The organism is Rhizobium sullae (genome assembly GCF_900169785.1).
GTDB lineage: Bacteria > Pseudomonadota > Alphaproteobacteria > Rhizobiales > Rhizobiaceae > Rhizobium > Rhizobium sullae.
This window is the reverse complement of the sequence record NZ_FWER01000005.1, coordinates 1-12,578: the sequence shown is the minus strand read 5'-3', so window position 1 is coordinate 12,578 and position 12,578 is coordinate 1. Positions and strand designations below refer to the sequence as shown.

The 12,578-nt window shown below is 58.3% G+C and carries 11 protein-coding genes and 1 pseudogene; 6 read left to right on the top strand and 6 right to left on the bottom strand.

Annotation, left to right across the window (positions count from 1 at the left end; genetic code table 11):
• The first annotated feature begins 33 nt into the window (after window positions 1-33).
• Window positions 34-1,197: a mandelate racemase/muconate lactonizing enzyme family protein gene (locus tag BN1800_RS06475; protein ID WP_086995691.1), complete on the top strand. Its 1,164-nt coding sequence runs from the start codon at window positions 34-36 to the stop codon at window positions 1,195-1,197.
• Window positions 1,198-1,218: 21 nt separating this feature from the next.
• Window positions 1,219-1,965 carry a ribonuclease activity regulator RraA gene (locus tag BN1800_RS06470; RefSeq protein WP_086995688.1) on the top strand — a complete coding sequence of 249 codons (747 nt, stop codon included), beginning with the start codon at window positions 1,219-1,221 and terminating at the stop codon, window positions 1,963-1,965.
• 784 nt (window positions 1,966-2,749) lie between these two features.
• Here BN1800_RS06470 and BN1800_RS06465 read toward each other — a convergent pair.
• The 3 genes from BN1800_RS06465 to BN1800_RS06455 are packed head-to-tail and all read right to left on the bottom strand — an operon-like array spanning window position 2,750 to window position 4,755.
• Window positions 2,750-3,592, bottom strand: a complete 843-nt coding sequence (locus BN1800_RS06465; RefSeq protein ID WP_086995685.1) for a type 1 glutamine amidotransferase domain-containing protein — start codon at window positions 3,590-3,592, stop codon at window positions 2,750-2,752.
• Between the two features lie 54 nt (window positions 3,593-3,646).
• Window positions 3,647-3,949, bottom strand: coding sequence for a putative quinol monooxygenase (locus BN1800_RS06460; protein WP_086995682.1), 303 nt, complete (start codon window positions 3,947-3,949; stop codon window positions 3,647-3,649).
• Window positions 3,950-3,963: 14 nt separating this feature from the next.
• Complete coding sequence (locus BN1800_RS06455; RefSeq protein WP_086995679.1) at window positions 3,964-4,755, bottom strand: SDR family NAD(P)-dependent oxidoreductase; 792 nt, start codon at window positions 4,753-4,755, stop codon at window positions 3,964-3,966.
• Between the two features lie 97 nt (window positions 4,756-4,852).
• On the opposite strand from BN1800_RS06455, the gene BN1800_RS06450 reads away from it, so the two are divergent.
• Complete coding sequence (locus BN1800_RS06450; RefSeq protein WP_027508964.1) at window positions 4,853-5,773, top strand: LysR family transcriptional regulator; 921 nt, start codon at window positions 4,853-4,855, stop codon at window positions 5,771-5,773.
• 61 nt (window positions 5,774-5,834) lie between these two features.
• Here the strand turns inward: BN1800_RS06450 and BN1800_RS06445 are convergent, their stop codons facing one another.
• Window positions 5,835-6,392, bottom strand: a complete 558-nt coding sequence (locus BN1800_RS06445) for a TetR/AcrR family transcriptional regulator (RefSeq protein WP_280173943.1) — start codon at window positions 6,390-6,392, stop codon at window positions 5,835-5,837.
• Between the two features lie 170 nt (window positions 6,393-6,562).
• On the opposite strand from BN1800_RS06445, the gene BN1800_RS06440 reads away from it, so the two are divergent.
• On the top strand, window positions 6,563-7,597 hold the full coding sequence (locus BN1800_RS06440; protein ID WP_086995676.1) for an aldo/keto reductase: 1,035 nt from the start codon (window positions 6,563-6,565) through the stop codon (window positions 7,595-7,597).
• A 328-nt stretch (window positions 7,598-7,925) separates the two neighbouring features.
• On the opposite strand, the gene BN1800_RS06435 is transcribed toward BN1800_RS06440, so the two are convergent.
• Window positions 7,926-9,707 (bottom strand): peroxidase family protein, encoded by a 1,782-nt coding sequence (locus BN1800_RS06435; protein ID WP_086995673.1) that lies wholly within the window; start codon window positions 9,705-9,707, stop codon window positions 7,926-7,928.
• A gap of 827 nt (window positions 9,708-10,534) precedes the next feature.
• Here BN1800_RS06435 and BN1800_RS06430 point away from each other — a divergent pair.
• Both BN1800_RS06430 and BN1800_RS06425 read left to right on the top strand, forming a co-directional pair.
• On the top strand, window positions 10,535-11,890 hold the full coding sequence (locus BN1800_RS06430) for a S8 family peptidase (RefSeq protein WP_086995670.1): 1,356 nt from the start codon (window positions 10,535-10,537) through the stop codon (window positions 11,888-11,890).
• Window positions 11,887-12,117 carry a hypothetical protein gene (locus BN1800_RS06425; RefSeq protein ID WP_027508959.1) on the top strand — a complete coding sequence of 77 codons (231 nt, stop codon included), beginning with the start codon at window positions 11,887-11,889 and terminating at the stop codon, window positions 12,115-12,117. The genes BN1800_RS06430 and BN1800_RS06425 overlap by 4 nt, the downstream gene beginning before the upstream one ends.
• A 159-nt stretch (window positions 12,118-12,276) precedes the next feature.
• Here the strand turns inward: BN1800_RS06425 and BN1800_RS06420 are convergent.
• A pseudogene (locus tag BN1800_RS06420) lies at window positions 12,277-12,578 on the bottom strand (hypothetical protein); the annotation flags it as partial.

Below are 12,578 nucleotides of genomic sequence, written 5' to 3'. Positions count from 1 at the left end.
GACAGAGCCGATGCGTGTGAAACGAGGGCGTGGATGATTACGAAGCTTAAAATCACGGCGATCAAGCCCTATCCAGTATGGGTAGGAACGCGCAACCAGATGCTGGTCAAGGTCGAGACCGACAACGGCATCTTCGGCTGGGGCGAGAGCGGCTTGAGCGGTCGCGAGAAGGCGGTGGCCGGCGCGATCGAGCACTATCGCGAGTTTCTCATCGGCCGCGATCCGATGCAGATTGGTCGGATCTGGCAAGAAGTTTATCGCAGCCAATACTTCGAAGGCGGGCGCGTTCTGCAGGCGGCGATTTCCGCCATCGACATTGCCCTTCACGACATCAAGGGCAAGGCGCTGGGGGTGCCGGCCTACGAACTGTTGGGCGGCAAGCAGCGCGACCGAATTCCTACCTTCGCCTCGACGGGTGACGAGGCCGAGGGCGAGGCTGCCATCGAACGCGCCCGCGAACTACGCGAACAAGGGTGGCGGGCGATCCGCTTCTTTCCCATCGGGCAAAACAGCAAGGACATCTTTGAGCCGCGGGAGTCGATCGGTGCGACCGCGACTATGCTGAACAAGGCGCGCGAGGCGCTGGGCGACGAGGTCGTCCTCGGGATCGACTATCATCATCGGCTGTCGGTGGCAGAGGCGGCGAGCTTCTGTAACAAGCTCGGCCGTGGCGTGCTTGATTTCCTCGAGGAGCCGATACGAGACGAGACACCCGAGGCCTACGAATCCCTGCGCACTATGACCGACATCCCGTTCGCCATCGGCGAGGAATTTGCCAGCAAGTGGCAATTCCTGCCCTACATCGAGCGCGGCATCCATCAGTTCAACCGGCTCGATGTTTGCAATGTTGGCGGGCTCACCGAAGCGATGAAGGTCGCCGGCTGGAGCGAGGTGCACTATGTGGACCTGATGCCGCACAATCCCCTTGGCCCAGTCTGCACGGCCGCGACCATCCATCTCGCCGCCGCGGTACCGAATTTCGCTTGGCTCGAGACCAGGGCGCCCGAAGCAAAACTGGGCTTCGATAATTCCGACTTCTTCCCCGTGCAACCACGGCTCGACGGGCCCGACTATCCGGTCAGCGATCTGCCAGGACTCGGCGTCGAGGTCAACGAAGAGGCGGTCGAGGCGGAGAGCTTTCGTTTCTGGGAAGCGCCTCACCTGAAGCGCCGCGACGGTTCTGTCACAAACTGGTAGTTTCATCCACCGGAGCCTAGAATGATGCATACGCCCGACATTACGCGACCGCCCAAAGAGCTGATCGACGCGCTGAAGGAAATCGGCGCCGCGACGGTTTCCGGCACGCTTGGCCACATGGGCTTCCGCAATCCGCACATGGTCGGTCCCGTGCCGCAGAATCGCGGGAAGTCGATCGTCGGGCCGGCCCTGACGCTTCAATTCATGCCGCAGCGGCCGGACCTCTTCACCGAGGGAGAATATGCAGATCCGGAGACGCAGTTGCACCGCCATGTGCTTTATCACGTGCAGGAGGGCGATGTGGTCGTGGTCGACGCGCGCGGCGACATGAGCTCGGGCGTCTTCGGCGATATGATGTCGACGTATTTCAAAGGCAGAGGCGGCGCTGGCATCGTGATCGATGGGTGCATGCGCGATCGGCCTAATGTCGAGAAGCTAGATCTTTCTCTATGGCTGCGCGGCTGGACGCCCAACTATCATGTGCAGACTGGCATCTATCCCAACGCCGTCAACGTTCCGATTGCCTGCGGCGGTGTCACGGTAATCCCCGGAGACATCATCGTCGCCGACGATGACGGGGTGGTGGTGCTTCCAGTCGCAATGGCCCCAAAGGTAATCGAAGAATCGCAAAAGCATCACGATTGGGAGGAGTTCTCGCGAGTGAAGCTTATGGGGGGCGGGTCGCTGCAGCGCTACTATCCGCTGCATGACGATGCCCGCCGAGAGTACGAAGAGTGGCGCAAAACAAACCGCTCGGGAACAACTTAGCCAATGGTTTACCCTAGGCGGGCGGTGAACTTTCTGGGATATCGCCGGCGTCTACGCAAAAAGCACGGAGTCGAATTTCGCCGTCGGCGCCCGCTTTTCGATCTGGCAGCCGGGATCCAGCCGCCGAGGTTGGCCGAATGTCCCTTCTATGAAGGGTTTCGAATGCCGGCAGCTTTGGGCCGAACGTTCCATGACGGCGTCGGGTCGTCGGAAATAGTGGACGTTCAGATCGGGAGGGGCTGAAAACTTCGGGCCACGTTCCGCTGGTTATCCAGTTTGCTTTCGGCATAGGCCTCGGTGCCGTCCCGGGGCGCGTCTGCCAGCAGATTGTCAGTCCTGGTCGTCGAGGCCAACCCAACAATCGAACGGTACCCTCAGTCCTTGCCGCCTTGATGGGAATCCAACTGAAGACCCATTACCTAAAACGGAAGTTATCTATGCATGTTAGGCGTAACAGATCGGCTGCGTCCTCGTGAAGGAAGTCGAACCTGCGTTACACGCAACTGTTCCGAATTTTGCGCGGTGCCTGCATCTGAATCAGACGTCACCTGATTTTAGATCAGGCGCAATTCGACTTTAAATCAGACGCGCCCTCAGTTCAACGAATCCGCGCCATGATTGGACTTTTGGACCATCGAGACTAGCAACCGCTCCTCGTCTGTTTCATCAGCATAACGTTCAGTGTCCGTTCGACCTCAGCATGTCCGGGGAACAGTTCTTGTTCCGGCCTGACCCCGAAATGATGACGCCCATAGGGGCATCATCACAAAACTTTCGGTGAACGCTACTTCAGTCGGCTCAGCAATTCCTGGGCCACCGCCGGAGCAGACGCAGGGTTCTGACCCGTGATCAGCTCGCGATCCACCACGACGTGCCCGGCGAACGGTGCCTCGGCCTGACTGAATTGCCCCCCTGCTTGGGTGAGCGCGTCCTGTGGATAGAACTTCATCTCGCCGCCGCCCAGCAACCCCTTCGCCATTTCCTCTTCCCGGTTGCTGAAAACGGTCAGCCTGTAGCCGGCATAGATCCAGTCGGTTTGCGCGTTGGCCGTTCCCGCCGTCTCGAACTTCGTGACGAAGCCCTTCGCATCTGCCAGCGTAGACAGCAACGCGATCGGGCCATGGCAGGCGAGCGCGGTCGTCTTGCCGCTTTCATGGAAATAGGTGAGCAGGTTGCCGAGTTCGGAACTCACTAGAAGATCCTGCATGGGTGCGTGACCGCCCGGGACGTAGACCGCGTCGAAATGGCCGTAACCGACCTGCTCGACCCGTGCAAGGCTGATGACTGGCGACTTCTCGCTCGACAAGAGGCCCAGGTCCGAAAGCAGTGTTTCGCTGGCTTTCATCGCGGCCTCGTCACCGCCAAAATACATCTTGTCGATGGACGTCATGTCGACGGATGGAGCGGTCCCTTTCGGGGTGGCGAAGGTAATGTCGTGGCCGGCGTCGAGCAGCGCCTTCACCGGCTGCATCAGTTCATTAAGATAGAAGCCGGTCTCGAATACCTTTCCGTCCTTCAGGTCGAGGCGGTCGGAATCGGACAAGACGATCAGCACGTTTCCGGCATGGGCACAGATGGTGCTGGTACCAAGCACAAGTGTGATGGTGAGGCTGCGCAGAAGTTTCATGGTTTATCTCCGAATGTACGAAAATCCGATTGGGAATGAAAAGGCAGCCGCTTATCAGCCGGCGACCTTGGTCAGCCGGTGCAGGGTGAAGTCGGCGAAATATTCGCCCACGCCGCTCGCCTGAAAGCGCTGCATGGCAGCGCCCTGCATATGGGCGCGCCATTGGACCTCGCTTGCCCAAGTTTCGACGAAGATGCGGACGCGTCCTTCATCGAGCGACTGGTGCAGTTCGTAACGAAGGCAGCCGTCTTCAGCCAGAGTCTCTGCGACCAGCTTTTCCTGGGCGGCACCGAGGGCTGCTTGCTTGCCGGGTTTAGCCGTGGTGATGGCGACAATTGTCAGAGGTGTGTTTGACATGGGTAAGACCTTACTCAGGCGATGGTGTTGACGAGGCCGCCTTCGGCTCGAAGGGCAGCGCCGTTGGTCGCGGATGAGCGGGGGCTGGCGAGATAGGTGACCAGGTTTGCCACCTCCTCCGCTTCCACCATGCGCTGGAGGATCGAAGCCGAGCGGGCTGTGGCGAAGAATTCGGCCTCGACCTCTTTGATCGGCGCGGACGGGTCGCTTGCCTGACTGCGCAGGAAAGCCTCAATGCCTTCCGAGCGGGTCGGTCCTGGCAGCACGGAATTGACTGTGACATTGGTCCCGCGGGTCAGTTGCGCCAATCCGCGCGAAACCGAGAGTTGCGCGGTCTTGGTCGTCGCGTAGTGGATCATGTCCTGCGGAATGGCGAGGCCCGACTCACTGGAAATGAAAATAATGCGGCCCCAGTTGCGCTCCAGCATGCCGGGGAGATAGGTCCGTGACAGGCGCACGCCGCTCAAGACATTGACGTCGAACAGATGGCTCCAATCGGCATCGCTGATGTCGCCGAATGCCTTGCTCTCGTAGATGCCGAGATTGTTGACGAGTATATCGACCGAAGCCTCAGCCCTTGCGATGATCGCGGCACCCTCGGCGCTGGCGGCGTCTGCCAGAACGCCAGCGATGTCCGATCCGCCGGATTCCTTAACGGCAGCGAGCGCGCTATCGAGCTTGGCACGGTCGCGTCCTGTGATGACAACGCGTGCACCTTCGGCGGCGAGAGTGCGGGCGATTTCGAGGCCAATGCCGGCTGTGGCTCCGGTAACTAGGGCAGTCTTGCCGGTGAGTCGCAGGTCCATGTCGTGTCTCCAGATTGTTGCTGCGGACAATTTATGATCTAAGAACCACAGGAACTATTGCGTGTAGGAGACATGCACCTGTGAATGAGGATCATCAATGCCGCGTATCCTGATGGAACGCTCGGGCGAGATGGAAGTGTTTGCCCGCGTTGTCCAGGATGGGGGATTCTCCGCCGCCGCGCGCAACCTTGACCTCACGCCATCGGCAGTCAGCAAATTGATCGCCCGCCTTGAAGCACGGCTTGGCACACGCCTTCTGGTGCGAACTACTCGCGCTCTTACGCTAACGGAAGAAGGCGAGGCCTATCACCATGCAGCCCTTCGGATTCTGCAGGAACTGAACGATGCGGATCAGGAAGCCGCTGGAGGTGCCGTCCGTGGGCGGTTGCGGGTCAACACAACGATACCGTTCGGCACGATGTTCATCGTGCCGGCAATGCCGGATTTCATTGCGCATAATCCCAATCTGATCGTCGATCTCAGCTTCACTGACGGCATTGTCGATCTGGTGGCGGAAAAGACCGATGTCGCCATCCGCATGGGCAACCTGCCCGACAGCGGGCTGATCGCCCGCAAGCTGGGGCAGAGCCGGCGCGTGGTCTGTGCTGCACCTTCCTATCTGGAACGCAGAGGACGGCCAGAAACACCTGCCGACCTGGAACATCACGACTGCCTGACCTTCAACTTCCGACGTGCAAGGCCGTCGTGGCCGTTTCACTGCGAAGGCCGGGAGGTCGCACAACCGGTCAAAGGCAGCATCGTGGTGAACAACGGCGAAACGATGAAACAGATGGTGCTGGCCGGCGTCGGCATCGCCCGGCTTGGTTTGTTTCATGTCGCGGATGAGATCGCGGCGGGACGACTTATCCCACTGCTCGAAGATCAGAATCCAGGCGACCTGGAACTGGTTCATGCCGTCTATGTGGGCGGCGGCCCACTGCCTCACCGCGTCCGCGCCTTTATCGAGCACATGGTGATAACATTGGCAGAAACGCCACTGCTGAAAGGGACTTCCTAAGCAGAGATCCTCTGGACGGGCACCTGGTGGAAGCGGGCTTTGTAGGTATTCCCCTGTGATGCTAACTCTTTGGATTTGGTCGGTGGCGTAGACCGTCCGTGAGCAGTGACACCATTCGCCTCGCCTGCTCTGTGTCACCGTCACTCGCCGGTGTGGCGAGACGCAGTCCGGCGTTCAGCAGGTCGCTTGCGTTTACGTCGTTCCTGATCGCTCCTGAGGCTGCGGCAGCATCGAGCAGCCGTCGAAGCACTGGTGTGAACTGGCCAAGAACAAACTCCGGAAGTGCCTGGTAGGCGGGGTCGCCTGAATGTAGCGCTGGACCCAGGGCTTTTTTCGTGGAGATGAAATCAACAAGACGCGTCATCCATTTAGCGAGTGCCTCCGCTGGCTCAAGCTCTTCTGCGTAAGCCGCCGCAGCGTCCGCCTGAGCAAGAACGTCGCGTTTGATCAATGCCTTGATGAGGTCAGAGCGCTCGGGGAAATGGCGATAGAGCGTGCCAACACCAACCCCTGCCCTGTCTGCGATAGTTCGCATCGGCGCATCAACGCCCAACTCGCTGAAGACAGCCATTGCAGCTTGAAGCAGTGCGTCGAAATTGCGCCTCGCATCGGCCCGCACTGCCAGACGGGTCGCGCTGCTAGACTCGTTCTTTTGTTCGTCTGACTTCACCGGGCGACTATACCTATTGCAAAACGGAACAGTGTTCCGTATAAACGGACGAATGTTCCGATTACCCTCTGTATCGCGCCTGCTGGAACGTTGCAACCGTAAGCACAAGGAAAATGAACATGCTCTATCGCACTCTCGGCCGTACTGGCATCAAGGTCAGCTCCTATTGTCTAGGCGCGATGATGTTCGGGAAGATGGCCAACAACGACCACGATGAGTGCGCCCGCATGATCCACAGAGCACTTGATGCGGGCATAAACTTCATCGATACCGCCGACCGATACAGTGACGGCGACTCTGAAGTGATCGTCGGGAAAGCCCTGAAGGGAAGGCGCGACGATGTTGTTCTCGCCACCAAGGTTTTCGGCCCGATGGGCGACGACCCGAACCGGCGTGGTGGTTCGCGGCGCTGGGTGACGCAAGCAGTGGAGGACTCGCTGCGCCGACTTCAGACTGACTATATTGACCTTTACCAGCTCCATCGCCCCGTCCCTGACACCGACATCGAGGAAACGCTTTCGGTGTTAACTGACCTGATGCGTGCGGGTAAGGTTCGCGCCATCGGAGCGTCAACCTTCCCGGCGTCGGACATTGTCGAGGCGCAATGGGTGGCCGAGCGCCGAGGGCTTGCACGATTCCGCACGGAGCAGCCGCCCTACTCTATCCTTAATCGTTCAATCGAGCGTGAGGTGCTGCCAACCTGCCAGCGTTACGGGATGGGCGTCATGGCATGGAGCCCGCTCGCCAAAGGAATGCTCACAGGTAAGTATCGGAAAGGTGAGCCAACGCCGGACACCCTGCGAGCAAAGTTCTTCCAGAAGGCAATGACTGACCAACAGACCCTCGACAAGGTCGAACAGCTCATAGCGCTTGCCGATGGAGCAGGCATCTTGCTGATGCATATGGCCCTCGCCTTCGTCGTTTCGCATCCGGCTCTATCGTCAGCGATCATTGGACCGCGTACTCCCGAGCAGCTTGAAGGCCTTCTTGCTGGTGTTGAGGTATCCCTTGACGATGAAATTCTTGACCGGATCGATGAAATTGTACCACCGGGAGAAGACGTGGGCTTGCTGGAGGGGTCGGCGTACATCCCGCCGTCACTCGAACAGGTGGCGCTCCGTCGACGCCCCCTCCCCGAACGAGCGGCTAGGTGAGACCACGCAGCTTTGAAAATAGTTGTAGGATGACGCGATAGCGGTTGGGTGTCGGCAGATCTCAGCATTCGAACGGTTCGGCAGCGTTTCCACAAGCGATGACGCTGTTTTTGGTCGCGATTGTTTGCTTTCCGCCTGCAAGGACGTCCATTTATGCTTGCGGGACACCTGGATCCTATAGGAGGCGTGACCGTTGTTATCGCAGGATTTCGATGCGCGTAAGACCCTCATCGCCGGCAAACGCAAGAAGCAGCACCAACGATCTTGAGGCTGCACGCATGTCGCTTTGCCCCGCCGCAGTGCGGCGAGGCAGCACTCTTACGCGCCACTACTGCATGACGGCCGCGAACCGCATCCACTTGGCGATCGAGTCGATCGGCGAGTTGTCCGGCATCTTAAGGGGGCTCTGATCGGGCGTGAACCCGCGCGAAAGGGCCGAGTCCGGATCCGCAAGCAGCACGCCCACGAAGGTCAACGCCACGAGACAGCTCCCAACTTCACCCAATCGATTTCCACCGGCAGCCTCGGCTTCAGCAAGAATGTAGAACCATAACGGTGCGCGCTCGTGGAAGCGCGATGTGGTTCCGGCGAGGAAGTTCTGCAGATCGGGCTTCGTGGCGAACAGCGCTGAGACATCCTGGATCGGCGATGACTCCACTGCACCAATTTGCTTGAGATGCTTGTGCAGAGCCTGGCCCGTCGGGAGCCTGAGATTGTAGCCTCTACGAAGGTTCCTCCTTGCCAGGTTCTTGAACAACTCTTTGAGTTGTTGATCGGCCTGGTCTTCCCCTTCCTTGAACATCGTGTGCAATGGCGGGGCGAGTTCGGTATCGATCTTCCTGGCGAAACGGGCCGGTTCTCCGTCGCTCCCATCATGGGGATCGACGCCCGTAAAGCGTGTCCAGTCGATGATCCAGTTCTTGGGCAGCTTCTTCTCGGTATCCAGCCTGCCGCCGCCTCCAGTGAATTCGAAAAGCAACTGCAAGGTCGCACGCGGTAGAAAACCTGTGCCCGGCCGCCCAAAGATCTTGTTGTAGTCGTAGAACGCTCTGACCATGGAATGACCGAACCGATAAGCTGCCGCCGAGAACTCCAATGGCAGAGCATTTCCAAGGCGAGTATTCTGCCTTCGGGCATCAAACTCGGCTCTGAACTTGAAGAAATGAGACGCCCGATCCTTGACGACGCGGTCCACCACAACCGGATCGCAAACGCCCTTGAGGTATCCTTCGACAATCAACCATTGGTAATGAAGTCTCGTCAGAGCCTGCGCAGAGCTGAAATCGGCGATCCAACCCGTGTCGTGCGACGCAAGATAGTCGATGGCCTTGTTATGGAACCGAAGAAAACTCAGATGGAACTGCGCGACGACGAGATTTTCGTCGTTGCGATTATCCCCGATTATCGCGCGCTGGGGCAACGTATCGGAGAATTTCTCAAACGCCTCAGGAGTCATCGCGGCCTTAGCCAGACGTAGAGCCGCTTCCCGGACAGACGACTGGACCTGGCCATAGCGAGGCAGGTCTCGATGTTGGTCGAGGCTGTCGGGCAAGGGCCCCGGTTCGATCGCTGTTCCGACACGCATTTTGTCCTTCAGCGTGGGGTGGCGAAGACCAGAAATCACTTTGACAACGTCTGCACCTACCCCCTCGCCGACGGCAGATCCGCCGTAGACACTATCGAGATCGAAGCGGGGCGAGCGGGCATTCCTGAACTGGCTCTCCACCGTCGACGAGGCGACAGGCGGGTGTGCGTTGACCATGCTCGAAATCGCCCCTTCACGATCGGTTCGGGCCGTCAGCTCATGATCCAGGAATTGTCCCCAATAGGTGAAAACCGGCGGGAGCGTGGAATCTTCCGTCGGATCCTCGCTCGTCGGCGTGGCGACGACGTCGATCAACATTTCGCCGAGCTCATCGAGCTCTCCAATCGTCTCCGCCGTGTTTGGCAAGTAGTTCTCGGGCGCATCTAGTGGCGGTACGAAATAGCCGAAGTCAGCCTCTTCATCGACCGCGACGTCACCCGTCGCTGGCGGCGCGGCCCGAAGGCTCGGCCTTGGAACGGCGCGCTTTTTCTCTGTACCCCCGTGCGATTGAAAAACGATTGCCATTGGCCAACACCCTCCGTTTTCCAGCCCGCGGGATAATTCGTACAGCTAGAAGGCGAAGTCAATTAATCATATAGGGTTATTTCTCGCCTTAAAGTTGGTAAACTAGCCGTAAACTCAGTCAGTGTGTGTGTCCGGATTCAGGGCAACTCGCCTTGCAGCCTCGTATACCCGGTTGATTCATTCGCCGTCTCACGGCGTCGAACTTGATCTAAGGCTGCTACACGATGTTCTCCAAAAGGAGCACATCCCTTGCCATGTTTCCAAAGCAGCGAGAACAGTTCCTGCCCCCGCCGGAGCCTCGTTGTAAGGGTGCCATTTCCGGCATCGCTGGCGATTTTTCGCGGGCATGATTCGGTTTTCTGAAAATGAAACTTCCATTATCGCACTGAGTATCGATCATCGGACTGAGTTTCCTCCGGCACAAAATAACGAGGAAATCCAACGGGGATGAGATGCAAAAGTATACTTCACCTGAAAGGCAATGAAATGCGGGCGAACCGCTCGCTGGAACTTTTACTTGCTAACTCAACAATAAGATGTATATTTGCCGCCGAGATTTCGTCTAGGGGAACTACATCCCGAAATCGATCTACAAGGTACAACTATTTCTTCTTTGCCGAATGCTCCAATTTTCGGTCGGCGAAGCTTTGCGGTCTCGCGGCAGTCAGCGGAAAAAACCACCTAATCAATCCGCTTCGATCTAACTGCAGAGCCATCCACTGCCCCGAACTCGAGTGTCGGCTTGACTAACGGATTGCCGCTTCCAGCTTGCGGGTTTTGTCATTGCGTATCGTCTTTGAAACCGTGAAAGAAGGGGGAATTGTACTATGGCTAAATCAACGCGAGGCCGGGTTAACGCACAAGGCGACGGCACATCGGGTCTTGGCATGGTGGTGCGATTTACACCCAAAACAAAGAGCGAGGGTGTACAGCAACTTGAAAAAGGCGGATTCCGTGTCGCGTCGTCCAAGGACTTTCGAAGCGCCGCCGCGGTGCCAAATGATTTCGATGGCGCTGATGTTCAGTACTTCGAGCGTTTCGGGATCGCGATTGTGCGCCGGGACGGCGAGAAGCTGAAGCCCATGCTGCAAAATGCCATGCAGCAGAAGGTCGTAAGTGCGGTTCGGCCAGAGCGATCCTATCGTGCCCTCGGCGGCCCACTGTCGAAGCGACTGGACCTCGCACAGGTAACCGTGGGCGGCTTTGCAACTCCTTTGGACAGTGACTACCTGCTTGGGTATCGTGACGCTGTCAACGAGCTGGTCGATCGGTTGCTGGGCAGAAAGGGGGCAGAGGGAGTTATGGCCCGGGCTGCCTTTGACGAGACGAGCAACACTTGGGGACTGCAGGCTGTCAAGGTTATCGAAAGTGACCTAAGCGGGGCCGGCATCAAGGTGGCAGTGCTGGATACCGGATTTGACGAAACTCATCAGGATTTTGTCGGCCGTTTGATCACTAAGAAGCTCTTTGCAACGCGTAGTTCCGAAAGAGACGTGCACGGTCACGGAACCCATTGCATCGGTACGGCATGCGGTCCATTGCGACCGGCCACCGGCCCGCGCTACGGTATCGCCTACGAAGCGGAAATTTACGCTGGAAAGGTGCTAGGCGACGACGGCTTCGGTACTGACCGGTCGATTATTGCGGGCATGGAATGGGCGCTGGATGAAGGTTGCCACGTTATTTCGATGTCGCTAGGAGCTGCGACGCAAGTTGGAGATTCGCCGAGCGACGATTACGAGCAAATTGGGCGGGTATGTTTAGACGCGGGTGCTTTAGTCGTTGCCGCCGCTGGGAACGAAAGTTCACGTCCTCAGCATATTGCGCCCGTCGGTTCTCCGGCGAACGCGTCCACGATCCTCGGGGTTGGTGCCGTGGATCGCTTCTTTGCGCCAGCGTCGTTCTCGTGTGGCGGATTGAATCCTGGCCAGGAAGTAGACATTGCCGCTCCTGGCGTCGACATACTTTCGAGCTTGCCTGATGACAACTATGATCGGTGGAATGGCACCAGCATGGCGACCCCACATGTTGCTGGCGTTGCGGCTCTGATTGCTCAGTCTGATCCGACGTTTCGCGGATGGGCGCTGTGGGCGCGCTTGATTCAGCTTACGAAGCCACTATCTTCCCCTGCCAGGGATGTTGGTAAGGGTCTGCTCCAGGCAAAAGGAAGCGGTGAGGTATGACGACCGATAAAATTGGAGTTACCATTCGAATCGACAAAAGCGAGGCCCGCAGTCTGGGCGAGGTCGTCGATGACTTGAAGTCGCAAGGCCTCGAACAGGTGCAAAGCCACGAGCGCTTCATGATTGTCAACGGGAGTGTCAATCCTGACGCACTCGATGCGCTTCGCGCGGTAAAGGGAGTCGCTTCGGTTCGGAAAGACGTCGTATACAAAGCTCAAGCGAGCTGATTATTCGCGGATGGCATGGCCTTTTGCGCAGGCGGCGCGCCTTTCTTGCCCTTTGGATTCTTCGTCTTCGTTTCCGACAAGCTGAGAACCGCCTCCGGTGCTTCCGGCGCCGAGTCGAAGGCAACACAGTAGCCCGCGATTGAAGGCGATCTTTTCTGAGCGCAGTTTGTCGAACGCTCGATAAGGCACTGTCCAAAGTCGGCGATCCGCGTCCCAGCGCGCAAAGGGGATCTCTCGAATTTCGTTGACGACAGTGCGCGAGTATGGCGTCCTGACCTGAAAGGCCGAAGGCGCTGCTTCGAGATAGCGGCTTTCGATCGGATCGAATGCGAAAGCATCCCTGCCCTTTTCATCGGCAAAAGCGTCGGCCTCTGCTTCCATCTCAGCCAGCCAACGACCGATGCGCCTTTCGGCGGTGCGGCCGGGCACGAACCAAGCCTTCAGACTGTCGCTCCAGCGCG